The 23,910-nt window shown below is 49.0% G+C and carries 19 protein-coding genes; 3 read left to right on the forward strand and 16 right to left on the reverse strand.

Annotation, left to right across the window (positions count from 1 at the left end; translation table 11 throughout):
- Nucleotides 1-125: 125 nt before the first annotated feature.
- On the forward strand, nt 126-551 hold the full coding sequence (rraB, locus tag ACMHLI_RS17895; RefSeq protein ID WP_056776511.1) for a ribonuclease E inhibitor RraB: 426 nt from the start codon (nt 126-128) through the stop codon (nt 549-551).
- 559 nt (nt 552-1,110) lie between these two features.
- Here rraB and ACMHLI_RS17900 read toward each other — a convergent pair.
- Nucleotides 1,111-1,476: a hypothetical protein gene (locus tag ACMHLI_RS17900; protein ID WP_413530612.1), complete on the reverse strand. Its 366-nt coding sequence runs from the start codon at nt 1,474-1,476 to the stop codon at nt 1,111-1,113.
- Nucleotides 1,477-1,866: 390 nt separating this feature from the next.
- Here ACMHLI_RS17900 and ACMHLI_RS17905 point away from each other — a divergent pair, with 390 nt between their 5' ends.
- Nucleotides 1,867-2,655: a DUF4225 domain-containing protein gene (locus ACMHLI_RS17905; protein WP_413530613.1), complete on the forward strand. Its 789-nt coding sequence runs from the start codon at nt 1,867-1,869 to the stop codon at nt 2,653-2,655.
- A 490-nt stretch (nt 2,656-3,145) separates the two neighbouring features.
- On the opposite strand, the gene ACMHLI_RS17910 is transcribed toward ACMHLI_RS17905, so the two are convergent.
- From ACMHLI_RS17910 to tssB, 15 genes are all read right to left on the reverse strand, one after another.
- Entirely contained in the window at nt 3,146-3,625 is a 480-nt protein-coding gene (locus ACMHLI_RS17910; RefSeq protein WP_413530614.1) for an Hcp family type VI secretion system effector, read from the reverse strand.
- Nucleotides 3,626-3,642: 17 nt separating this feature from the next.
- Nucleotides 3,643-5,001, reverse strand: a complete 1,359-nt coding sequence (locus ACMHLI_RS17915) for a VasL domain-containing protein (RefSeq protein ID WP_413530615.1) — start codon at nt 4,999-5,001, stop codon at nt 3,643-3,645.
- Between the two features lie 41 nt (nt 5,002-5,042).
- Nucleotides 5,043-8,525 (reverse strand): type VI secretion system membrane subunit TssM, encoded by a 3,483-nt coding sequence (gene tssM / locus ACMHLI_RS17920; protein WP_413530639.1) that lies wholly within the window; start codon nt 8,523-8,525, stop codon nt 5,043-5,045.
- Between the two features lie 80 nt (nt 8,526-8,605).
- Complete coding sequence (gene tssA, locus ACMHLI_RS17925) at nt 8,606-10,033, reverse strand: type VI secretion system protein TssA (protein WP_413530616.1); 1,428 nt, start codon at nt 10,031-10,033, stop codon at nt 8,606-8,608.
- A gap of 27 nt (nt 10,034-10,060) precedes the next feature.
- Nucleotides 10,061-10,768: a type VI secretion system-associated protein VasI gene (gene vasI, locus ACMHLI_RS17930; protein WP_413530617.1), complete on the reverse strand. Its 708-nt coding sequence runs from the start codon at nt 10,766-10,768 to the stop codon at nt 10,061-10,063.
- The gene (tssH, locus tag ACMHLI_RS17935) at nt 10,756-13,395 is read right to left on the reverse strand and encodes a type VI secretion system ATPase TssH (RefSeq protein WP_413530618.1); all 2,640 of its coding nucleotides are present in this window, start codon (nt 13,393-13,395) and stop codon (nt 10,756-10,758) included. The genes vasI and tssH overlap by 13 nt, the downstream gene beginning before the upstream one ends.
- Nucleotides 13,396-13,411: 16 nt before the next feature.
- Nucleotides 13,412-14,176 carry a type IVB secretion system protein IcmH/DotU gene (gene icmH, locus ACMHLI_RS17940; RefSeq protein ID WP_413530619.1) on the reverse strand — a complete coding sequence of 255 codons (765 nt, stop codon included), beginning with the start codon at nt 14,174-14,176 and terminating at the stop codon, nt 13,412-13,414.
- A 3-nt stretch (nt 14,177-14,179) separates the two neighbouring features.
- Nucleotides 14,180-15,523, reverse strand: coding sequence for a type VI secretion system baseplate subunit TssK (gene tssK, locus ACMHLI_RS17945; RefSeq protein ID WP_413530620.1), 1,344 nt, complete (start codon nt 15,521-15,523; stop codon nt 14,180-14,182).
- Nucleotides 15,524-15,525: 2 nt separating this feature from the next.
- Nucleotides 15,526-16,059 (reverse strand): type VI secretion system lipoprotein TssJ, encoded by a 534-nt coding sequence (gene tssJ, locus ACMHLI_RS17950; RefSeq protein ID WP_413530621.1) that lies wholly within the window; start codon nt 16,057-16,059, stop codon nt 15,526-15,528.
- Nucleotides 16,056-17,384 carry a type VI secretion system-associated FHA domain protein TagH gene (gene tagH / locus ACMHLI_RS17955; RefSeq protein ID WP_413530622.1) on the reverse strand — a complete coding sequence of 443 codons (1,329 nt, stop codon included), beginning with the start codon at nt 17,382-17,384 and terminating at the stop codon, nt 16,056-16,058. The genes tssJ and tagH overlap by 4 nt, the downstream gene beginning before the upstream one ends.
- 24 nt (nt 17,385-17,408) lie before the next feature.
- Nucleotides 17,409-18,443, reverse strand: a complete 1,035-nt coding sequence (gene tssG, locus ACMHLI_RS17960; RefSeq protein WP_413530623.1) for a type VI secretion system baseplate subunit TssG — start codon at nt 18,441-18,443, stop codon at nt 17,409-17,411.
- Complete coding sequence (tssF, locus tag ACMHLI_RS17965; protein ID WP_413530624.1) at nt 18,407-20,239, reverse strand: type VI secretion system baseplate subunit TssF; 1,833 nt, start codon at nt 20,237-20,239, stop codon at nt 18,407-18,409. Before tssF ends, tssG begins: the two co-directional genes overlap by 37 nt.
- Nucleotides 20,240-20,244: 5 nt before the next feature.
- Nucleotides 20,245-20,673, reverse strand: coding sequence for a type VI secretion system baseplate subunit TssE (gene tssE / locus ACMHLI_RS17970; protein WP_413530625.1), 429 nt, complete (start codon nt 20,671-20,673; stop codon nt 20,245-20,247).
- Nucleotides 20,674-20,678: 5 nt separating this feature from the next.
- Nucleotides 20,679-22,163 (reverse strand): type VI secretion system contractile sheath large subunit, encoded by a 1,485-nt coding sequence (gene tssC, locus ACMHLI_RS17975; RefSeq protein WP_413530626.1) that lies wholly within the window; start codon nt 22,161-22,163, stop codon nt 20,679-20,681.
- 20 nt (nt 22,164-22,183) lie between these two features.
- A complete protein-coding gene (tssB, locus tag ACMHLI_RS17980) occupies nt 22,184-22,681 on the reverse strand; it encodes a type VI secretion system contractile sheath small subunit (RefSeq protein ID WP_413530627.1) in 498 nt (165 codons plus the stop codon).
- A 584-nt stretch (nt 22,682-23,265) separates the two neighbouring features.
- On the opposite strand from tssB, the gene ACMHLI_RS17985 reads away from it, so the two are divergent.
- Nucleotides 23,266-23,784 carry an Hcp family type VI secretion system effector gene (locus ACMHLI_RS17985; RefSeq protein ID WP_413530628.1) on the forward strand — a complete coding sequence of 173 codons (519 nt, stop codon included), beginning with the start codon at nt 23,266-23,268 and terminating at the stop codon, nt 23,782-23,784.
- Nucleotides 23,785-23,910: the final 126 nt, after the last annotated feature.

Here is a 23,910-nt window from a genome sequence, read left to right on the forward strand (position 1 = left end):
AATTTATCTGGATGAATATGCAATTACAACCCTGAAGTAAAAACTTTGTCGTTGTTTATAGTGGAGGCTGGCTCTGCGGTGTGTGAAAATAGCCTACAAACGTCAAATTGATTGAGGACAGAGAAATGGCAAACCGTGAATTGCTGGAAGAACAACGTGAAGAAACTCGCTTAATCATCGAAGAACTGCTGGATGATGGCAGTGATCCTGACGCGCTTTACACCATCGAACACCACTTATCTTCAGAGAAGTTCGAAGTGCTGGAGAAAGCGGTCGTAGAAGCGTTCAAACTGGGTTACGAAGTCTCCGATCCGGAAGAGCTGGAAGCGGAAGATGGTACCGTCATGATGTGCTGTGACGTGATCAGTGAAGTCGCGCTGAATGCAGAACTTATCGACGCCCAGGTTGAGCAACTGATGAATCTGGCTGAAACCAACGGCGTAAACTACGACGGCTGGGGCACTTACTTCGAAGGCGATGACGACGAAGAAGGTGAAGAAGGCGAAGATGAAGATTTCATCGATGAAGACGATGACGGAAAGCGTCATTGATTGAGTCGGGTTTCTGAATAATTGGTTAATGAATAAATAGTAAAAGGCTCCCAGAGATGGCGGCCTTTTTTATATTTTAGGCGCTACAAAAAATCATTTTGGAAATAATTATTTAAGAATTTTATCGCCCGTTAGGTTATCTTTATCTCTTGCCATTTCATATTTTTTCAATAATATTCACACCGAATACCCAAGGTTCAGTCTTGGGTTCCACCCCCATATATTGTCATGTTTTCTAAGATTCCTACTTCATCATCGACATTTCCCTTAAAATATAATCTACAAATTTCACATATATGAAAAAATCTTCCTTCTCAATAATTTTTAACCAATGAAAATGTAGGTTCTAATCGCGGAGAGGAGGCCACTAAGAAGTTGAATGAAACATTAAAACTCATGAATATTAATCTGGCTTTTTTGAATATTTGCATCTGTCCTTCTCTTAAAATATTTAGCTTTATTACTCAAAGCATTATTAAATTAAAGATATTTAAAATTCAACAGGTAATCACGTTAAGTTTTGTTAGTTTTTAATAAAAGGTTAAAAATATTTTAATTTTTAATCTGTAGGGGGAAAGGGTTTTAGAGGCCCTAGACCAGCAAGATCATCTTTATCACTCGCCATTTCATGTGTCTTCTGAGAAACATAAACGCTGAAAATCCGAGGATGTGTTTCAGGGTCTCCCTTGCAATCACCTCCATGTTTTTCCAATAAATCAACGAGGTCAATACCTGCCTCAATATTTTTTGTGAGGAAATAGTCCGTACATTTGGCATCAGAAACTAAATTATTTTTCTCGACTGTAATTTTAACTAACGAAATTACGGGATCTATTTTTATATTATCGCGGGCCATGCTAAAACAAACTCTTGTTGATGCTAAGAAAAATACAATTAAATGTGTTTTACTTATTTTATATATCATATACTTCTCCTTCTCCTTCTCCTTCTCCTTCTCCTTCTCCTTCTCCTTCTCCTTCTCCTTCTCCTTCTCCTTCTTTAATTTTATTTGTCATAATCGCTTAAACCGTTTGCCCGAATTATTGATATTATAAGTTTTTCATAGTAAGGGTTTATTGCCTATAAAGACAACTCTTTATAGGGTTGTTCGTTGTTATAATTTATTGTGTGGGGTAAATAGGTTTAATTCATTCACTGCGTGAATGTGTAAAATTTAAATAATCGTGAATTATACTGTTTCCTTGGTTTTTTTATTATTTGCTATCAAGATCAAGAATGTATTTTAAGTAAATGATATCTTATTATAGGTAAACGTTTCTTTATTGAATATACCAACAATAGATAGGGTGGTCTTATGCGTGATAAACAAAATAATGACAATTTGGTATTGAAAAGTAAGGAGCTTATAAGATTGGCTCAAACATTATCATATGATTACTTAGCCAGCTATCAGTTGAGGCGAGAGTTTAATATGAAAGCTTATTCATTCACGCAAAAAATACAAAAAAACGTAAGTGAAAATTGCTTGACAATTGACGCTGGAGTGAGATTAATTCAGTCAGAAATAGACTCGCTTATAATGCAATCTAGAAAAGTGCAAACTGCAAGAACCGAGCAGTATGCTGCTGTCAGGTTGGAAAAAAAGAAAGATAGAATCAATGTGATTCTTGCTCAGGTGGGTTTTGTAGGTGGTGGAACACAGATATTTTCTGGTGGAGAAGTCTGTTTAGCAACTAGAGGGGTTCGATGTAAGACATGGGGAGTGCCACTGATACTTCATGGGGTAAACAACATGTGGGAAAATGGTTACTTTCTGCTGTTTAGAAAAAACTCTCCAGGTTGGATTAGAGAAGGTTATAGAAAAATAGCTGTGTACTCAGGAGTGAAGGAGGACGTAGGAGATTATGCCTATACTGTTGTTGATCTTTCGTTATCTGCTTATGGCGTTGGTCGGAAAATTTATAAACCGCGTGAGCACTCTTGGAGGCTTTGGGATGCTATGAATAACGATTACATTTTTGGTTGGAAGGAAATGGGAGTAGTACCTTTAATTTTTGAAGCTGCGGTTGATAGTTCTACTGCTTACACGGGCTATAGCCAATTCAAGGCGATTCGAGTGGGGAATAGTTTTGATAATAAATAATTCTAGCGACATTGTTATCAATACTTTTTCATATTGGCCCATACTGATTTATTTATCTTTTTCAGTATTTCTTTGTGTTTTTCTCTATTATTTGAGGTTGTTTTCTCTTTCGTTAAGAAGTATTACTATTTTTACTATTACTGTTATTATCAATTTGAGTATTACATTTTCATATTTTTATGCTGGCATATATGGTAATGATTTTATAAGGTTGATAGATTTCGATAAGTACTCCTACTTACAGGATTGTTGTTTGTTTTTTTCATTTTTATATGCTTTATTAATTCCGCGTGCAAAAAATAATTTTAAATGGTGGTGAGAATGGTTTTTTTGTATTTTAACTGGTTGGATTAATTATATTCCCTGTCCCTGCGTTGATGAATTGGATTGAAATAATTCATTAAGCATACACTAATCCAGTTGGGTATGCTTGATGATTTATAACCTCATATTTTTTTGGGATAACTTTATAAAAGATATGGTGAGTTTTTTATAAAACTCTGTCATTCCATAAACTGTATGCACTTGTTCCAGCAGGTAGATGTTCCCAAGTTATAGTTTCATAAGCAATAGATAATGTTTCATGAGGTTGCATGTCATTATTATTTAGAGTGTTAGGGAATATCACTTCAATATTGGTGATTCTTGCTTTAGTGAGTTTCACCTTATAAAATAACTCATTAATTCCAAACTTGTTTAATCTGTAAATATCAAAATCACAATTTAATATCTCATTCTCTGAAACTGCTTTCCCAAGCAAAGGAGATGATTTATCGACAGGTTTAGTGAGAAAAATGGGGTGGTGATTGGCATTTTCGTCTCGAGAGATAGTATGCGACAACTCATAAACCATAATCTGATCCAAGTGTGCGATCTGCGCCTTATTTCCTATCGAGTCCAGTGATGAACATCCTGCGGAAATCAGGCCCTGGGTCTGGCCGTTAAGGGTTAAATAAATAAGATTTGCCATGATATTATTCCTTTAGCTTATTCATGAGTGTTAACGTGATTATTTAACGATGAATCGATTTGGGAAATATCTCGGATTAATAAATAGCGGCTGGATAATGCCTCCATCCTTTCATTTATTTGTTTCTCTAAGATTTGTGTATTCTGATTCTGTTTTTTGGCGTCTTCCAGCCGTGTTAACAGTATTTCGAGCGGCGTTTCCTGATTCAGCAGGTTTTCGGCCTGATAGGCGACGGTTTTGAGATAAGAGAGCGTGATGCCTTCTTTACTTTTTTCGCGCTGCAATAACAGCGCAGCGAACTCATGTAAATCCTGCTGAACCTGCATATAGCCGCGCAGCGTCGGGCTGTTGTCTGCGCGCAGTTTGATTGCTGCGTGCCAGCGGGCGGTAGCCTGCTGTTGCTGTTCATTTTCAGGCCAGACGGAGGCAGCGGTTTTTGTCAGATGCTCGCCGGTTTCCAGTGGTTGAAGTGGAGATACGTTCAGTAAACGGTCCAGACGCTGAGGGTATTCTTTCAACTCAGGGGATGTCAGCCAGAGTGCTGCGCCGCCCTGCGGGGTGTCGTTGACGATGGTGATTTTTTGCTGCAGCGGTGACACCTGCCACCACCATAATCCGCTGCATACTATGGCCGTGCAGGCGATACCCGCCAAAAATCCGCCAATTACCGGCATTCGTGAAGGGCGCTTTTTGTTTTCTGATCCGGTGAAATGGACTTCAACTTTCGGCGCCTGATGAGCGGGTTCCATGGAGGGCAGCGGCGAATATATTGGCTCAGTTTGAGCTGTTGGCTCTGGCATATAAACCAGCGTCGGCGAGACATAATGATAAGCCTGCGTGTTATGCGCCTGCTGTTCAGCCTCGGTACGTTTACGGATGTTTTGCACAAAATAAAGCAGATTTTCTACCCGAGGGACACGCTTCAGTTCGACCTGCTGAAGCTTGTCGCAGATGAGTTGCAGAGTGCGTTCGGTGCGATACAGCAGCTGCAAGTCGCCGAGCGCCAGGGACGGATTTCTCCGCAGAATATTGCCGATGCGGGTGTTGAACCACTCCAGCATATCGCTGCGTGCCTGATAGTTTTGCGGCCAGAAGCGTTCCCATTCGGCGGTGATCAACCCCGCCAGCAGTTCGCATCCTTCACAAAAACCTGAGAGCCCGTTAAGTTTGGTGCGCGCCAGCGTGTAGTACGTTGCGGTGTGCAAATCAACGCCGTTACTTTTAAACAGCGTCAGCGCCAGCGATTCGACCAGCCGCCAGTTCACCTCCGGTTGCGTGGGATGATTGGATTTGTTGATTTCTTCGCGGATGGCACTGAATTCCGGCAAAAAGCGCGGATCGTCGCCGATTTTAATAATGTGTGTATCGTCGTTCATGTTTTTCCTTAATACCCCGGCATGGCTACCGGGGGTGATCCTTAATACAAGGTATCCGGCAGGGTGAACTCGCTGAAAAGGCCGCCGGTGAACGGGTTGTCTTGCGTATCGAAATGCACGCGGTAAATCATGTAACCACCGTCGACGTTGAAACGGACGTCAAACGAACCGTCATCGACGTTGGTCAGGTTGCCGGCGTCGATCAGGCGGAACTGCGCCCACGGTCCTCTAAAGCTGATGCTGCGCGGCGATCCGCTGTCGTTGCCGACCAGCGTCAGTTTGCTTTCGGTACCGTCGCGCATGGTGTTTGGCCAGACCAGGTGCGCGGTATAGTTACGGCCGTGGCTGTAATCCAGCAGTTGCCCGTCCATGTTCAGGACGCTGCGGCGTTTGTTGGATGACAGTTCGGTGGTCTCGACAGCGTACTGAGTGCCGAGCGCGCTTTGCTGCGTAAAGAAGGTCTCACGGATTTTTTGTGCGGTGTCCAGCTGCTGCTGAACGTCGTCGCGGATCAGCACATCATCGTCTTCGCCCCACGTGAGTTTGTTCTCGATAAACAGCTTCAGGTTTTGCTGATAGAAACTGTCGAGCACGCCATCGGGTTTGAAGAAGCGGTTGAAGGCGTCGAGGGAGGCATCCTGCGTGGCGTCCGGGTTGAATGGATAGCGATCAGCCAGTTGCTCATTGAACGTTTTGACCACTTTGTCATTCCACTCGACTTCCATGTAGTGAACGGCTTCGATCATCACCACGTGCCACGCCTGGTCGGCCAGCTTCCCGACCCAGCGATTGAGCGGTGCAGGCAGCGTTTTGGCCATCTGACGTGTGGCTAGGATCGGATCGCTGTTGTTCTGATCGAGCCGCATCTGCACGGCTTTCAACGCCGATTTACCCGGTACCGGCGAATTCTGGATCGCCAAAAGGTAGCGGTGCAGCTCGGTCAGTTGCTGATAAACCGCCTGTAACGTACTTTCTTTGTCTTTAGTCTCAGTGAGCACGCCGTTTTCCGGAGCAAATTCGCGGCTTAACCGCGTAAGCAGCTGGAAGTCGAGTGAAGACATCAGCGCTTCCCGCGCTTTGTCTGGCATGTTGGCCGGCGGTGGCGGGAGCTGCGTGTTATCCCGCAGCGTTTGCAGCGCACGATACAACGGCTGATCGCCGCTGATGATTTGCTCCAGTGCATCGGTAACTTCCTGCATATCCTCATATTCACGGATATCCAGATTATTCATCCCTGCCTGCCAGGTCGCGGTGTAATCGCTCACGTATTGTTCGGTGATGTGACGCTGGATCTCTTCACGGTCGGTGTCACTGAATGTGACGTCTTTGGTGATGTTGAGTACCCAGCTGTCCAGCGCGGTGAGTTCTACCAGACTGTCGCGCTGCTTCACAAAATAGCTTTGCAGCCCGTAGCGGGTAAGGAACTGCGGTATCGCCAGATCTTCTTCTTTATTCGCCACAAAGACTTTATCGAAACTCGGCCCGATTTGATCCCGCAGGTTCAGATCGGCCGGCAGCAGGCCCTGCGCTTTCGATCTCAGGCTTTGATAAACCCGCTGATAAATAGAGAGTTTACTGAGCTCACGCTGTGCGGCAGCGACAGGTTTATCGTAAGGAACGAAACGGCTTATCGCGTCGTTATCTGCGTTAACTCGCCGCGCATGCCAGTCGGTGTGATCCAGTGCGTAATCCAGATGTGACATCAGCTGCGTCTGAAGTCCGCGCTGGCCATGGAAATTTTCGCTCCAGCGTTGCGCCATGTATTGTTCGACGACTTTATTATCGCGGCCGCTTTTGTCTTCCAGCATGCGGATGACGCGAAGGACGGATAGCTTCTTTTCACTTCCCGGCGGCGCGGCGTTCAGGTCTTTTATCAGGCCGTTCAGCAGTGCCGGTAAAAAGCGCTGTTCGAGCAACTGCAGATAGGTTTTCTCGACATAAGGTCCGATTTTCACGCCCTGATACAGCGCCATGTCGGTGAGGGCGTTGTGTTCACGATAATCACCGTAGGCCAGCGTGGCGTCGCGCATCGGATTAAGTAAAGGAAGCTGAAGATTACCCAGCTCATCAATGCCCTGCGGCGGCGGAATATCCATAAAGGATTTTGCCTGCGCCAGCACGGTGACACCCGCGTGATAGTTGGAATTGTAGTAATGATGCCAGCCCGCGATGCAGGCTACGGCGGCGGCCGCGCCTATCGCGGAGAATACGGTGCGGCGGCGACGCGTTTTACTTAGCCAGACGCTGTTTTCTCCGGCCAGATTCGGTTCCGCCAGCAACACTTGCGGAAACAGATCGCGGGTAAAATAGGGTTGGGTGACGACCATCGGCCACGAAGAGAGAGCAGTCTGACCCAGGCGATATTGAACGGCGGCGGACTGAATGAACATATCGTCAACCTGACCGCGCTGGAGCGAAGAGGTGAGATAAACCCCGCGCAGCATCACCGACATGTTATCGCCCGCAAGCAGACTGCTGAGTAATGCTTCCAGATGTTCGTTAATCCCGTGAATCTGGCGGTTAAAACTGAACAACATGCTGCGCTGGCTGGCTTCCACATGACTGAGTAACAGATCGGGGAGTGCCTGATTAAATCGCGCTATCCACTCCTGCCAGAACGTATGTAACTCATCGCGCCAGCGATCGTTATCGTGAGAACCTTCCGTAAAGGTGACTCCGAGAATGCTGTCGCGCTGTTGCTTATCCAGTGGCTGAAACAGCGGGGCGAAACCGTACAGCAAGTCCAGTTTAGTGAGGACAATATAGACCGGAAGCTCGCAGTGCAGCTGTTGGCGGATATCCTGCAGTCGCTGACGTAACACCGTCAGCTGACGCTCGCGCTGAGGTTTGGTGGCGGTCAGCAGTTCAGGCAAATCCAGTGAAAGAATAATGCCGTTCAGTGGCTGACGGGGACGGTTCTGACTCAACCAGCCGAGCCAGTGATTCCATAACCTGCTGTAAATATTAGCGTCTTCCTGACTGCTTACCGGCTGATCAATCAGAACACCGTTGATGTCAAAAATGACGGCATGTTCACCGACGTGCGGCCCAATGTGCCAGACGCCGGTGTTTTCGCCACGCACTTTCTCCGGTACATAAATCGTGTCGGAAGAATAACCTTCGCGCAGCAGCGTACTTTTGCCACTGTCCGCCGTACCTATGACGATGTACCACGGAAGATGATAAATGTAATTACGCCGCGCCAGATGTCGTTGCAATCGTAACAGCCAGTGATCGAGATGGCGCTGTTGCTGGTGGACTTCCAGACTCTGGGGATCTTTCTCATGCTGGCGCTGTTGTCGCTGCAACGTTTCCAGATGCTGAAGGCGCTTGATTACCCGCCATGTTAGCCAGGCCAGGGCGATGAGCACCCAGACAGACGTCGCCAGCCAGCGGTTAGCCTGCGCAGCCAGCGGATGCTGTTGTCCAAGCGTCCATGACGGCCCCTTCCACCAGATCCAGACCAGTGATAACACCCAGCCGATGATCACTACGATCAGGGCGGAGATTTTAAACCGCGGCATGGCAGGTTTGAGCGTGGGTTTTAATGCCCGGAGAAAGCCGGGCTTTGATATTTTGAACACAATTAAACTCCTGTTTTACTTCACTGGTCCGTCGTGATTTTTTCTTCTAATTGTTCAAGCAACGCCGGTTCCCAGTCGGGTAAGGTTGTCTGGCGTGCGGTCTGGTGCAGAGTTTTGTATTGCTGAAACGCGGATGCGGCCATACCGGCTTTTTCGAGGAGCTGCGCGCCGAGATATTGACGGTAAAACAGCTGGCGCGGTTCAGGAGAGTGTTGCTGAAGCTGGTCAAGAAGGTGTAACGCCGGTGCCAGCCCCTGGTCGGAGAAACACTGCCAGACACTGTTGGTTTCATCATCATGCGCTGCCGATACGCCCGAAACGGCTTTCGAGGCCATATCTTCGTCCAGCCAGTCCCGGGTCTGCCCGCACAAAAAGGGCGTGAGATCGGTAAAGTACAAGTTCCTTAGTACCGGGATGCGATCGATGAAAAGATGGAGTTCATCGCGGATCGCTGCGGCTGTTTCCGCGTAGCCCAGCTGGCTGGCGATGCGGGCTGAAAGGCAATGCCCGTCAAACCAATAGGGTGCCAGCAACAGGCTTTTTTCGACCTGCTCCCAGAATTCATGATTTGCCGTGGGCAGTCTGGCCTGATAATCCGCCATCATATCCAACGGAAAGGCCGCCAGTGAGGTTCGCCCGCCGTTTTCAGCCTGCGGCGCAGATGTGATGTTTTGCCAGAGGGCATGACGGCGAAGACGGTATCCGGTTGTACTCTGCGGATGGCGTTCGCAAAGCACGTCTGCGACTTTCAGCAACGTCTGGCGCCATGATTTGTCGTCATGAGTTTCTACGTTAACCGTGACGATCGGGTGCGCATTTTGGGTCTGGCTGATGTCGCCATTTTCACCTCCAGTCTGTGACTGCGCAGGCGTTTCCTGTCGGAGGACGGCCTCTGCGGCCTGCTCCTGAACACGGCGTTGATAGAGCAAAAAGAGTTCGTCAGCTGCTTCTGCCAGTAACTCGTTTTCTGCTTTTCTCCAAAGTCGCGCCAGATGAGCAAACGCCTCCAGCATCGCCTCCCGCTGTGCCTGATCGGCATCGTCGGCAAAGCTGACGGCCGTCGTCTCAAAGCGTTTAATGACCTGCTGTGCAAAGCGATTTTTATGGGCAATTTTTTGCGGCCACGCAGGCACCCAAAATTGTTCGATGTATTGGGTCAGCAGTTGCACGGCCAGAAGAAGCCCGGCCGCTTTGCCACCATGTTGCAGTGTGCGCAGCAGATGAACCATCAGGCGAAAATCTTTGCTTTCTGTTGCCAGTAATTTCAATGCTTTGTGCTGAATTTCTGCGATGTCGAGCTGGCCGTGCGTCAGCGATCCCAGCTTGACCATTTCGCTGTCAATAAACTCCCAGTCTGGATCGGTTTCGCTGATTGCACAGCCGATCTTCTCTTGCGGTAGTGAAGCCAGAACCTGCCCGTGCCATGTTCCTGATGTCTGTATATCCATGAAAATTCCCTTTAAAAATCGGTGGAACTAGTCGGCCCAGTGGCAGGCAACTCTCATTGGCAAGAGCGTTTTTTCCAGTTCACTGATATTGAACGTCAGTGAAGGAACCGCCGTGTTTCTGCTGGCTGATGCGCCCTGAGTTGGCGTGTTAAATGCCACCGTCAGCGTTTTCGCACCGAAGAGTTGTTTAATCTCATCAATACCCGGAAGACCCCGGCTGGATTCCAGCAACGAGTCGTTTTCGCGCAGAAACCAATGGGCATTGATGTGAATTTTCTCTGTAATCATCATCAGCTCCGGTTGGCCGTTGAGCGGTTTAGGTAATGCGATTTGCATACGGGTGATGTTGTCGATGCAGCTGAACATCAGCACCGGCCGGGGAGGAAGGCTCCCCAGCGCTGGCGTAGTGATCACCACTGAAGGACGTTCACTTTCGGTTTGCCGGGTAAGGAACTGCGTCGAGTGGTCGTCCCTCTGTGCTTCCTGAGCGAATGCCCGCTGCCAGGCCTCGCCCTGAACCTGCGCCTTGACCAGCGCGCCGGAAAAGTCTGGGTACGCCGGGACCAGCAGGCGGTCATAGCAGTCGAGGCGCTCAAGGGGCGCAGGCTCAATCCTGCAGGCGTTCATCGCCTGAAGCGTTGATTCTGCCGGGCTCAGGTCCGGCTCAGAGATTTCGCAGAATGCCTGCCCTGAGACAAAGGGCAGCAACAGGCAGGCCAGCATCACTCCACGCATAACTCGCCTTCATTCTCAGAGACGACTTCCTGAATATCGGCAGTAAAACAATGGTCGGTGACGGCGATATTCACGCGGCTGATGGCGGAACCGGCAGCAAGTTTTTGCAGAAGCAATAAGGAAAGAGGAGGTAGCACTTGGCCGTCGATAATGGATTCGAGCATGCGGGCTCCGTTTTCCGTGCGCGTTACCCGCAGCATGATTTCATCGCTGACCTCAGCATCAATGAAGACTTCAGCACCAAAGCGCTGTTTAAGCAGCGTCTCCAGCCTTTCCAGTTTTGCCGCAATAATAGTGATTAACGTTTCACTCGATAACGGCAGGAACGGGATGGTTTCCATACGCGCCAGCAGGGCAGGTTTGAAGAAATCCACCAGAACCGGGTAGAGCGCTTCGTGCAGCTGTTCCGGATGCCCGGCATAATCAACAATCACCTGATACCCCAGATTCGACGTAAGGAAGAACGCCACATTTTTGCAGTCGATCAGGCGTCCTTCGCCGTCTGCCATTTCGCCTTTGTCAAAGGCCTGATAGAACAGATTCAGCACATCGGGGTGCGCTTTCTCTACTTCATCGAGCAGAACAACAGAGTAAGGTTTTTGCCGAATCGCTTCGGTCAGTACGCCCCCTTCGCCGTATCCGACATAGCCAGGAGGCGAGCCAATCAGACGAGAAACGGTATGTTTTTCCTGGAACTCAGACATGTTGATGACCGTGAGGTACTGGCGGCCGCCAAAGAGTAATTCGGCCAGTTGCAGTACGGTTTCGGTTTTGCCGACGCCGCTCGGACCGGCCAGTAAAAATGCGCCCAGCGGGCGACCGGGACGGCGCAAGTCCGCTCTGGCGGTCAGTAAATGTTTGTGTAAATGGGCAATGGCCAGCGACTGGCCTTTGATTTTTTCACCGAGCCAGACCGGAAGTTCGGTGATCAGTGTCATTTCGCTTTGTGATAAACGGTTCAGCGGTACGCCCGTCCATTCTGCAATCACGGCGGCGATCTGCCCTTTATCGACGTGCGGGGATACCAGCGTGCGCGCCTGATGCAGGTCGTCGAGCTCAGCCATCAGCGACGTCAGTTCTTCACGCTTTCCGGGCATCTCTTCGTTAGCCGTTTCGTCGTCAGTCATACTTAACAACTCGTGGCGCAGCGAGATTATCTGATGCACCCGATCGCGCTGATGTTTCCAGCCCATGTCCAGTTCATCGAGCTGAAGTTTGGTTTCTTCGTGCAGCTGATGGAGTTCATTCAGACGCGTATCGTTCTGATATAAACCAATACGCTGCTCACGTTCCAGCTGACGAATTTCTGCCTCATATTGAAGAGTGGCCGTGGTCAGCGCAGAAATCTGTCGCGGCGGGGATGACAAATTGATGGCTACCCTGGCACAAGCAGTGTCGAGCACATCAATGGCTTTGTCCGGAAGCTGGCGTCCGGACAGATAACGTTCGCTGAGCGTTGCGGCGGCCTGCAGGGCTTCATCATCAATCAGTACGCCGTGTGATTGCTCGTAGATACTGGCCAGACCGCGCAAAATGATCGTCGCTTCGGCGGCGGTGGGTTCGGTCACTTTCACCGGCTGAAAACGGCGTGAAAGCGCAGCGTCTTTCTCGAAGTATTTTTTGTATTCGCTCCACGTCGTCGCCGCGATGGTTTTCAGTTCGCCACGGGCCAGCGCGGGTTTGAGCAGATTAGAGATATCAAGGCCACCCTGCTGATTGCCTGCGCCGATCAGCGTGTGGGCTTCATCGATAAATAAGATCACCGGCGTCGCCGACAACCTGATTTCCGTCATGATGCCTTTGAAGCGTTTTTCGAATTCTCCCTTTACCGATGCGCCGGCCTGAAGTGCGCCTAAATCCAGCGTCACCAGCTCCGTGTTTAGCAGTTTTTCAGGGACCTGACCGGCCACAATCCGTAAAGCCAAACCTTCAATCAGTGCGCTTTTACCGACACCCGCCTCGCCGACCACAATCGGGTTGTTTTTACGACGGCGGCACAGAATATCGATCATCAGGTCGATTTCGTTATCACGGCAAAGAACGGGATCAAGCTTGCCGTTGCGGGCATCTTCCGTCACGTTGCTGGAGTACTTCGCCAGCAGGCTTTCTTCACCGGAGCTCAGCGAGCGGTTTGCGGTGCCGTCATTTTGCGTGACGGACTCTGCGGAATCTTTTGTCCAGCGGGTAAATTCCAGACGCAGAAGATCACGATTAATCCGGGCCAGCAGCTGTGCGGCTTGCGGCGTAACATACCGTAACGGGGAGTGGAGCAAAGCCAGCAGCAAAACGCCGCCGCGTAGCTGGGAAAGCTGCATGTCGGCCGAGGCCAGCAGCCACGCATCCTTGAGCCATTCGACCAGCATGGGTGAAAAACTCGGGTAACTCTCTACTGTTTGAGGGGAATTGCTTATGGTGAGCGCGTCGTGAAGCGCATCGGTGTCGATATCAGTTTGTTCGATAATGACGCGAACATCGCTGCGCGACGTCAGTAACATCTGTGTAAGAACGTGGGCTACTGTGATTTCACTTGCCCGTTGATTGATGCATTCAGCGGCGGCCAATTCCAGCGACTGTTTAGACAATGTATTCAGCCGGTTAACCAAAGTGGGTAAATCAATCTGGATCATAGAAATATCCTTTTTCTTATCTCAGCAAATTATTCAGTTGAAGCAAAATGTCCTGAGTTTGGGCATTAAGGCGCAGTAAATAGAACAGATAGATAACGATAAGCATGGCGATCCCTCCCGTGAGCAGGTGTCTGATCCCCAAACGCTGAGCTAAGTGATAAAGATTCCGTTCACCTTTCTTATTCTGATGCAGCAGCGGGAACGTACTGTCCCCACGTAGCTGATGCAGAACATGGTGAAGGCGGCGGAAAATCTGTTCAAACTCATCATTATTCTGTGTGCTGACTTTGTAGCGGCCACGGAAACCGAGCGAGAAGCACAGATATAAAAACTCCAGAAGGTCCTGGTAACGCCTGGGTTCCCCCATCAGCCTTTCAAGCAAAATAAAGACCTTTTCTCCGCCCCAGGTTTCATTGTGGAAATGCACCAGTAAAGACTGTTTTACCCACTCATTCTGTGTCGACCAGCCCTGACCCAGCGCCGTTTCGTCGATGAACGTACACAGTACGTAACGAAACGAAATGATAGTGCCCGGCTCATAGCCATGGTTCTGAAGCAACTGCTCGATGGCGCGAATGTCCGTGACCACCTGACCAAACAGGTGGTCCGGCAGGCCACGGCTGCTCATACTTTTCAGCCGCAGTACCATGCCGAGCAGCGGGGTGGCGGCATCGATCATGGTGTTCAGGCTGTTGCCGCGTAACGTCAGCCGGTACTGCCGATGCTCATCATCACGGGTTTCGTCCGGCAGCAGCGACGTCACTGAAGGCATATCGCTCATGCGTTATCCCCTTATTGCCCAGAGCTGCAAATCCAGCTCAGGGAAGGAACCGGAGACGTGCATCGCCAGACTGTTTTGTTTCATGATCTCTGCCCATCCCGGCGCGCTCTTATCCAGTGAGAAGTAGACATAGTTGGCGTGATAAGGGATCTGGCGGGGTGCGGTATGCAGCACGACTAACGGAACGCCCGGAACCTGAACGCTCACCACGTTGCGAATTCTTTCTACAGAACTGATTTTCGATTGCTGAACGAACTGGCGCTGAAGGGCCTCATGCGGCAGCTGGGATTTGACCGCCAGCACAAAGGTAGCTGATTGCAGCAGGGAAACTTCGTTGATAAGGGCGACATAAATCCCATCGGTATGGCTAAACGGCAGATTCACTGCGCGCGGAGCAATCAGGGTACCCAGCGCTTTACGCAGGCGCTGCATTGCCACGCCGAAAGTCTCGGTGAGGTTTTCGTGTTGATACTGGGCAAGTTTTTCCGGCAATCGCGATTCTTCGGTAAACGTCACCAGTTCGCCATAAAGCGCAATCAGATCCCTGTAGAAATCTTCCGGATGAAGATGGGACAGCGTCGCCCGGTGAGCAAACTTAATCTGGTTGCGGTTGAACATTTGCAACATCATAAACTCAGCCACATCGGCAATTCCTTGCTGAGAAGGTGAGCCGATACGCGCGGCCAGCTCAGCACATCGGCTCGCCAGAGCGGACGTGATTTCATACTGATATCTTTTTAATGTCGCACTGGCCCGGACGGTCTGGCAGCCTGGAATAAAATCAGGATCCAGATCCAGTCGTCCGTCAGGGTATCTGTTTTTAATTCGGCAAACCGGAATGGCGACCCATGAACTCAATTCCTCTGAACCCTTCACCAGACGGGGGATCAGCTGGCCCAATCCTAACTGTGTGGCGTCGCCTTCATTGGTATGCAAGTCCCGAACGTCGCTGAAGTTTATTCTGTAGCGGCTCGAACTCTGACCCGCGCTGTGCATCCCTTCAACCTCATTGATCACGTCGCTGATAATCGGCAGAGCCAGAAAAATATCACGGCCATTCGCCGAGTTTGAGTTATCCACCAGTAAGGGAACCGGAACGATATCCTGATCGGGGACGCTGAACACCGTACCGTCCGACAGGCAGCCTGTGGCTTTGTTGATGCTGATTTTACCGTGCTGCAGCTGTGTCTCATCGATGTCGAGCTCGGTGAATCCCCAGAGAATATTACTGACAGCCGACAGGCGGTTGTGGACCACATAGTCGTTATAACGCTGAAGCTGTTGAAAATGCTGAGGCTTCACAAACAGCCCTTCCTGCCAGATCACTTTATTTTTCATGGTAGCCACGATCATTCATCCTCTTTTTTTAATTCGATACTGTTGTCGCGAACGTGTACCAGCAGGTGGTAGTGATGGCCTGTGCCTGTAACGCGCTCAATTGCTTTCCATTCGGTTACCTGATCGTCAGAAAAATAGGCCACCACGCCGATGTAGCGGGTGGTGGGTTCTAATTTCATGAGCGGTAATGTTTTCATGGTGTCTGGCAGTAAATTGAAGTCCTGATGGTCGATGTAGTTTTTACCCAGAACCTCATCCAGTTTTTTGGTCGTGATCTGGTCGAAGTCAGCCTCGCGGAGCTTCGAATCCTCACTCATATAAATAAGCTGGAAGCTCACCGGTGAAGCCTCACCGCTGTCGTTAGGGTTAATGTCCGGCTCGGTTAACAGCGTGACCGTTATATCTGAAGGCTGGGTCGCGTTTTCACCGACTTTGATGTCCGGATTGGCGATCACTTTGCCAATTTTCTTCACGGTTTCGCACCCGCTCAGAGATACGGCCATCAGGAAAACCAGTGACAAAGACAGGATAAAACGCCATTTCATGATGCATCCGGCTCCCGGTTTGACTGGCGTAATACCCGGTCATATACCTGGGCGTAAACTTCATTAAAAAGCTTCTCAAAACCCAGCTGGCGGCTGGAAGCCAGCTCTTCGTAGTAGTTGCAGTACATACGCCATGCCCATGCGTCGTTCATTTCCTGACGTTGTTCATGACTGCGGCGATATTGCGAAAAACGGTTCATCAGTTGTGCGGGAGAAAAGGCATCGAGCATCATTCTTAATGCTTCGACGATGGCAATCTGATTGGCCTGATTGTGCAGTTTCATATTGCGCAGACTTTCTGAAACGGCTGCCGGCGCGGAAAGATGTACCGGGCTTTTTTGATCGGCAAACAGAACGCTTAATGCGGTTTCGTAATTCAGATTTAGACGCAGTGGATTGTCTTCCAGCGGGCGAAGGTGCTTATCGGACAGGCTGTTTTGCTGGAATTGCAGATCCAGTAAACCTTTCACCGCTGCCTGCAAGGTTCGCCCGATTTCCTCAAGGAAATCATCCGCATCCTGCGAGTCGTGCAGCGGCACGGCATGACCCAATCCGCGCATCAGCGGGGTCATCGCAACGTGCTGACAGGTCAGATCCTTTTCTTTCGGATTAAAAGGGTCTTCTTCGGCGTAATCGCGATGGGTATGAATATTGGGCAGGTCCATAAAATTATTGTCTATTCCACTCTTAGGGGCGATATCGGAGTCAGGAGCTATCGGCGAGATGCGATGGGAATATTGCAAATGAGAAGGCTCGTCAAAGGCAGAAAACTCGGCGTGCAGAGTCGTCAGACTTTCTCTTTGCAGCGCCGCCAGCGGGTCTTGTGAAAAGCTGTTAACTAGCGTCGGGGCGGTTTCACGGTGGGTCTGATGGCTCTGATAGGCTGGCTGCCCTTCGGTGGTTAACAGGGTCTCAGTCAGGTGATCCCGGTTCATGACAATCGTTTCTGGCGTGGCATTCTGCATCTCATAATCGACGGCTTCACCAAGGTGAAACTGGGCTTTGATGCGCAGCGAGCCGATGTGGATCTCGTCGCCCTGGCTCAGACGAATCGGACCTGAATTGAGCGAAACCGGCGCCTGGTTGATCTGCAGGTTTCGGCTGTAGTTTTGCAGACAAAAGGTCCCGTCATGCCAGCTGACCGTACAGCTTTTCTCTTCAATGCTCAGTTGTCGGTCCTGAACTGACCAAAAACACGTTTGTGCATGACCAATATCACCGCCCTCGGTGGAGAACAGGCATTTTGCCGCCCGGCCACTTTCCAGTTCATTACCATTCAAAATCTGTAATGAGAGTGATGGCTGTTGTTGTTTATCCTTTGCCATACTGCGCTCCATTTTTTGTTCTGATTACGATCTCACGGCGATTGTCACGTGAGGATGCTGCCCTGGTTGTCCGATAAAACTGGTCCACCCCAGCAGAGAATTTTGCTCATTGCCCAATGTCATTCCGCCAACCTGATTGGGCGCGATCCCCAGACGCAGGTCCCACGCGAACTGATCGCGTAAAATAAAAGCGACGAAAAGCGTCAGTGGCAGGAAGTTATCGCCATTGGGCAGGAAGGAAAGAAAACGCTCACGTGACAGATTATCAATACATAACAGGAGTTTACCTCCGCGATCCGGCACCTTGCTGCCAAGCGTGAAGTTCTGACCCAGCACGGATTTTTCAATGATTTTGCAGCCGTTCAGATCTTTGCCGCCCAGACGGTTTTGCTGCGCAGGGTCGATAATCATTTTTCGCAGTTGCCAGCCGTGGAGGGAGACCTCATCGAGATCAAAGCAGTGCGAAACCAGACTACAAATCACCTCCGGAGAGCGGCCTGGGTTGGCCAGCGCTCCGGCATACGCCAGCATTTTGCTGTGATTGATCGCCAGCCGGCCGCGAATGCTCTGGCTGCCTAAACCGACCAGGGAATACATCCGCTGCGAGAACTCATCCGTTCCGCCATTGCGAAAACAAACGTAATAGCGATATTTCCGCCACGTGTGATAGATAAACTGCGTCCAGCGATGTGAAAACAGATCGAGGAAATCCGTCAGTTTTCGTTCACCCTGCGCCGCCTCCCAGGCAAGGTTATCCAGGTAATAGCCTGGCAATGGCGACTGGCTCCCGTTAAGCCCTGTGAAGGCAATCGTCATGATGTACTGATGTGACTTATTGAGCTCAAGGCTCTGAACATCGCTTAATGGGAAAGCAATGCTGGCATCCGCTTCAAAGCGTACCGCTTCCTCATGAGGCTCAGTCTGCAGGGAAATATGTTCATAGTTTCCCGTATGCTTATAAATAGCCTCCACCAGCGCATAGAAGTTATAACGACGCACATCACTGAACGGCATATTTGTCATTAAATCAGCGCGTGCTGACCTATTCTTTCCGGCCATTCGTAGCACTCCTGATTATCGATATTGACCACTTTTAAAATGTGGAAGCTGTTCACGCTGGCATAGAGCGAAAAGAAATGAGAAAGCACCGTGCCCAGTAAATACAAATCGCCTTCGCAGACAAACGGTGCCTGACGAATAGAAATAGTGGAGGAAAGGCCACGGACCGGTACGCCTTTAAATAATCGGTCAACGGGATGCGTTTCGATTTGCTCAATGGCATCCAGCTTTTGCTGAGATAAACGGGCGGCCTGAGGGTGATGAATGCCGGGAAGATCGTAGGTGCGTAAAACCTGCTTTAACGCCTCAATATCCAGTAATGACAAATAGTTAAGGCTCATGTTAGACAGCAGAGACCAGTGCAAACTGCCATCAAGAACGGGATAGAGGGGAAGGGAAGGTCTGGTCACATTACGGAATGAACTAATGGCCGGATCTTTTCCGTCGGCCAGATTAATATCGCCTGTCATCAACTGCGCAGGGAGATCCCTGTTTGTACAAGTTATTACGACAGAAACGATTTCCTCAATACCGGCGGTAAAATTGTGCTTTTTTGAGATTCCGTCACCGTGGACAAAAGAAATGAGATGTTCAAATCCCTGGTGAGCATGCGATCTTTGCGTTTTGACACGGTAATATACCGCCTCACGTTGCTGAGAATATTCCACCTGATGTTGAAAACTTTCGAAAGAAACATAGCTTCGGGAAAATGTTTCTATCGTTCGTCCATCTGCGCTTTTAAGGGTCCACCCACTCTCAACATGATCTACGGAAAAAATATCGTAGCACTCCATGAGTTTGTGATTCGCTTCCAGAATATATTCTGTGGATGTTTCATCCAGAACGATTGTCTCAGAATGTGCCGGAAACAGGTTCACGGCAGGCGTGCAAAATAAACGAAGGGAATCTTTCCGTAATTTCAAATCCGGCGGTAACGGGCGTGAAAAATTCAGGCGCAGAGTAAAATTTTCTGCCATCAAGTCATCGGGAAGTTTTTGTACTCCGGTGACATCAAAGAAGAAAAAACTGTCCAGAAAACAGATATATTCCTGCAATACCCGGTAGCCGCTATACACATTTTTCGGATACGGCAGTAGGGCATCTTCTTTCTCAAAACCCACCGGGTATAGCCTGAAATCAGGCAGGCGTATTGTTTTATCGCCAACGATTAATTCAACGTCAGTTAAGTACTCACAAAACCATAAATAGAGCTGATAGCGGGTGTAATTATCATCGTTGCCCAGCCATAAGCGAATTTTACTAAAATCTAAGGAACCGATGTTATGCTGTCCGGTATGAAAATTGATATCAATCAGGCCATGTTTATGGCTGCTGCTTGATGACAAGCTCTCCAGAGTAAGCGGCAGCAACCACAGGTCACGACCCAGCGTGAATTTGCAGGCGGGGACGGGATCGGCTGACCCGTTGTCTAATTTCTTGCCGGTGATCTCGCCCGGCGGGCTCATGACCTGACCCCCTGCCGTCACCCGAAATGCCGTCGTGACAGTTTGAGTGTCGGGGACATATTCCATGATGGTCATGCTGGGCGTAGGGCGGAGATAATTGGGCCACAACATATTCAGCAGGCTGTGGGTAAGCTCGGGGAATTCATCTTCGATCCTTGAACGCATATTGCCAGACAAAAAGGCAAAACCTTCGAGCAGGCGCTCGACGTCAGGGTCGGCTTCTTTTTCTGCTAAAAACGGGGCCAGATGAGGTTTTTCTTTAGCCAGTAGTTTCCCCAACTGACGTAAATAATCGAGCTCTTCCCGGAAATACTTTTCCTCAAATGACATATCGCTTAATCCAGTTGATAGTGGTGATGATTATCGAGTTGCATATTAAATTCCACGACATTCCGTAAACCGTTGAAGTCCACATGGGCAACAATATGGAAGTTAAGATCCATCGGGCTATATCCATCGTTATTGACCGCCTGGACTTCTGCTTTTCTTACCCGCGGCTCGTACTGTTCAATACATTCCTGAATGGCGTCCTCAACCGTTTTTCGGAAATCAGCAGAGGTTGCTGTCGCATCATTAAGATCGATAACCCCTAACCCTGATGTGCTCTGGCAACTACCAAGCCGGGCATTGAGAATGTTGCGCAGATTCCGTTTAATCGATTTTTGTAAACGTTCGACCTGTGCCGAATGGGAGAAACCTGATGTTTCTCCTCCGATACGTTCAAACAGACTGGCTGAGACATCCCTTTTCCGACCTGGCATCATCGTGATTATTCCTTATCCAGCCGGCCAACTAAGGACAGTTCGAAATTGGCTCCCATGTATTTGAAATGTGGGCGAACAGAAATCGCGACCTGATACCAGCCCGGATCGCCATCTACATCCAACACGTCAATTTTGGCGGCGCGCAGCGGTTTGCGGCTGCGGACATCCGCCGGTGGGTTTTCCTGATCGGCGATGTATTGCTTGATCCAGTTGTTCAGCTCGCGTTCCAGATCGTTACGTACTTTCCAGGAACCAATTTGTTCACGTTGCAGGACTTTGATGTAGTGAGCGAGGCGGTTAATGATGAACATATAAGGCAGTTGGGTACCCAGCTTATAGTTGGTTTCAGCCACTTTACCTTCAGGGGTGCCCGGGAATTTACGCGGTTTTTGAACGGAGTTGGCGGAGAAGAACGCGGCATTATTGCTGCCTTTGCGCATGGTCAGTGTGATGAAACCTTCTTCTGCCAGTTCAAATTCACGGCGATCGGTGATCAGAATTTCGGTCGGTATTTTGGCCTGCGTTTGGCCCATCGCTTCGAACATATGCACGGGCAGATCGTTCACGGCCCCGCCGCTTTGCGGGCCGATGATGTTCGGACACCAGCGATATTTCGCAAAGCTGTCGGTCAGGCTGCTGGCCAGCAGATAAGCGGTGTTGCCCCACAGATAATCCTCGTGGTGACTGCTGACATCTTCCTGATAGTTGAACTTCTTCACCGGGTTTTCTACCGGGGAATACGGAAGGCGTAACAGGAAGCGTGGCGCGGTCAGACCTAAATAACGGGCATCTTCTGTTTCACGCAGTGCGCGCCATTTGGTATAGCCCGGGCCTTCAAAGATAGAGGAGATATCTTTAATTGTTGGCAGCTCGGTGAACGAGTTAAGGCCAAAAAAGTTGGGTGCTACGGAAGTCAGGAATGGCGCATGAGCCATGGCTCCGACGGCGCTGACATAATTCAGCAGTTTCATGTCTTGTGCGGTGTTGTTCAAGGCATAGCTGCCGACGATGGAAGCGATCGGTTCGCCGCCGAACTGGCCATATCCTGAGGAATACACGTGTTTATAAAAACCGGACTGGACAATCTCAGGGGCAAATTCAAAATCTTCCAGCAACTCTTCCTTCGTCGCATGCAGGATATTGATTTTAATATTTTCTTTAAAATCAGTACGGTCAACCAGCAGCTTCATCGAGCGCCAGAATGACTCGACCTGCTGGAATGCTTCTGCATGCAGAATATTATTCATCTGCTGGCTGAGTTTCTTATCCAGTTCAGCAATCATGCGGTCAACGGCAAGCTTGTTGACGGGTTCTGCATGGCTGCCGCTTTCCAGAATGCTGGCAACAAACGCAGCCACACCCTGACGGGCGACATCATAGCCATCGGATTCAGGCTGGATGCGGGTCTGCGCCATGATTTCATCCAGAAGCGACGTTTGTGGCGCGGCCGATCCCACAACGGATGAGGACAGTTCTTCCTGTAATGACATAGTTAAAATCCCTTTTTAAATTACGCCTTGTTGACGATGTCGAGCTCTTTAAGGAGCTGCATACGAGACTCTTCCTGGTCAAGCAGAGCCTGCAATTGAGTCCGGAAAGCGGGCACATTGCCCATCGGCCCTTTGAGAGCGACCAGCGCTTCGCGTAGTTCCAGAAGTTTTTTCAGTTCAGGTACGTGTTTAACGATGTTATCCGGGGAAAAATCTTCCATTGCTTTGATATCCAGTTCGATCTGAATATCTTCACCTTTCTTAGGACTCAGCGAGTTTTCAACGCTAAAGTTCAGGCTGATGCCTGTTTCGCCCATCACTGAGTTGAAATTATTTTTATTCACCGAGACCGCTGAACGTTCATCAATTGGCATATCTTCCGGCCGGCCTTTCATGTCACCGACAATCAAAAGATTTAGCGGTAACTCTACTTCAGAGCTTAATCCATCCGCTTTTGGTACATAGCGAATATTAATTCGCTCTTTAGGCGCGACACTGCCGTCTTTAGTATTGCTCATATTTGGTTATCCTTAATGTTACATGCCTGTCAGTGATGTGATTGGCTTTTTTGATAAAAATACGGGTGTGTACATCAAGCTCATGGAGCTTTTTGATGTTTTATTGGATTCTTGTTGATGCTGGCTAAATTACCACTATCAAAATTTATTTGTATATAAAATTCATTAAAAAATTTATTAAATAAAAACAAAAACATTTTGCCATGCGCGGTGGTTTATCTTTAAGGTATTGTTTTTTAGTGTTTTATTTGTATTTTTAATATTATTTTCAATTGTTTTTAAATATGCTAATTCTTTGATTCATTCATGAATTGTATTTAATTTCATGAGTGCTTGTTATACGATTTTATCATTTGCAAGTTTTAAGAATGGTGTTATTTTACTGCCGTCCCCACCCCGTCAATATGACCCGTTTCAGACAGTTGTTTTGGAAAGTACTTTCCAAAAATTAATCTAAATATACATGTATGGTTTCTCTATTTTTGTTTTATTTCATTATAACGAGCGCTGAGTGGTTAACGAATTGATGGGTAAGGGACATTCTTAATAACCACTGGTATGTTCTATTTACAAGGAGTTTTACGATGCCTACCCCATGTTATATCTCTATGAATGGTCAGACCCAAGGTAATATCACTGCAGGTGCTTTCACAGCAGAATCTGTGGGTAATATTTATGTCCAGGGCCACGAAAACGAAATGCTGGTGCAAGAATTTCAGCACATCGTTACTGTTCCAACTGACCCGCAATCAGGTCAGCCAGCCGGTCAGCGTGCGCACAAACCTTTCATCTTCACCGTGGCGCTGAATAAAGCCGTTCCGCTGCTTTATAACGCATTAGCTTCTGGCGAAATGTTGCCGACCACCGAACTGAAGTGGTTCCGTACATCGGTTGAAGGTAAGCAGGAACATTTCTTCACCACTCGCCTGACTGACTCAACCATCGTGGATATCAACTGCCACATGCCTCACTGTCAGGATCCTGCAAAACGTGAATTCACCCAATTGATCGAAGTCTCACTGGCTTATCGAAAAATTGAGTGGGAACACGTCTCTGCCGGTACTTCTGGTGCAGACGACTGGCGCGCACCGCTGGAAGCCTGACCCCTCAGGTTTTAAGTCAACGCCCTGCGCATTTTGTGCAGGGCGTTATCCTCAGTGTATCGAAGGAATGACATCATGCCACTCAACGGAACCCGCTTTACCTTCACCGCAGGCACCGCGACGCGC

The sequence above is a fragment of the Rahnella inusitata genome, from assembly GCF_965118895.1.
GTDB classification, from domain to species: domain Bacteria; phylum Pseudomonadota; class Gammaproteobacteria; order Enterobacterales; family Enterobacteriaceae; genus Rahnella; species Rahnella inusitata_A.

Coding starts and splice junctions, on each gene's coding strand:
- tssF (WP_413530624.1), bottom strand. CDS start 20,239: ATGTCATTTGAGGAAAAGTATTTCCGGGAAGAGCTCGATTATTTACGT.
- tssM (WP_413530639.1), bottom strand. CDS start 8,525: ATGCCGCGGTTTAAAATCTCCGCCCTGATCGTAGTGATCATCGGCTGG.
- icmH (WP_413530619.1), bottom strand. CDS start 14,176: ATGAGCGATATGCCTTCAGTGACGTCGCTGCTGCCGGACGAAACCCGT.
- vasI (WP_413530617.1), bottom strand. CDS start 10,768: ATGCGTGGAGTGATGCTGGCCTGCCTGTTGCTGCCCTTTGTCTCAGGG.
- rraB (WP_056776511.1), top strand. CDS start 126: ATGGCAAACCGTGAATTGCTGGAAGAACAACGTGAAGAAACTCGCTTA.
- ACMHLI_RS17985 (WP_413530628.1), top strand. CDS start 23,266: ATGCCTACCCCATGTTATATCTCTATGAATGGTCAGACCCAAGGTAAT.
- tssE (WP_413530625.1), bottom strand. CDS start 20,673: ATGATGCCAGGTCGGAAAAGGGATGTCTCAGCCAGTCTGTTTGAACGT.
- ACMHLI_RS17910 (WP_413530614.1), bottom strand. CDS start 3,625: ATGGCAAATCTTATTTATTTAACCCTTAACGGCCAGACCCAGGGCCTG.
- tssG (WP_413530623.1), bottom strand. CDS start 18,443: ATGGCCGGAAAGAATAGGTCAGCACGCGCTGATTTAATGACAAATATG.
- tssH (WP_413530618.1), bottom strand. CDS start 13,395: ATGATCCAGATTGATTTACCCACTTTGGTTAACCGGCTGAATACATTG.
- ACMHLI_RS17900 (WP_413530612.1), bottom strand. CDS start 1,476: ATGATATATAAAATAAGTAAAACACATTTAATTGTATTTTTCTTAGCA.
- tagH (WP_413530622.1), bottom strand. CDS start 17,384: ATGGCAAAGGATAAACAACAACAGCCATCACTCTCATTACAGATTTTG.
- tssC (WP_413530626.1), bottom strand. CDS start 22,163: ATGTCATTACAGGAAGAACTGTCCTCATCCGTTGTGGGATCGGCCGCG.
- ACMHLI_RS17915 (WP_413530615.1), bottom strand. CDS start 5,001: ATGAACGACGATACACACATTATTAAAATCGGCGACGATCCGCGCTTT.
- tssJ (WP_413530621.1), bottom strand. CDS start 16,059: ATGAAATGGCGTTTTATCCTGTCTTTGTCACTGGTTTTCCTGATGGCC.
- tssA (WP_413530616.1), bottom strand. CDS start 10,033: ATGGATATACAGACATCAGGAACATGGCACGGGCAGGTTCTGGCTTCA.
- tssB (WP_413530627.1), bottom strand. CDS start 22,681: ATGAGCAATACTAAAGACGGCAGTGTCGCGCCTAAAGAGCGAATTAAT.
- ACMHLI_RS17905 (WP_413530613.1), top strand. CDS start 1,867: ATGCGTGATAAACAAAATAATGACAATTTGGTATTGAAAAGTAAGGAG.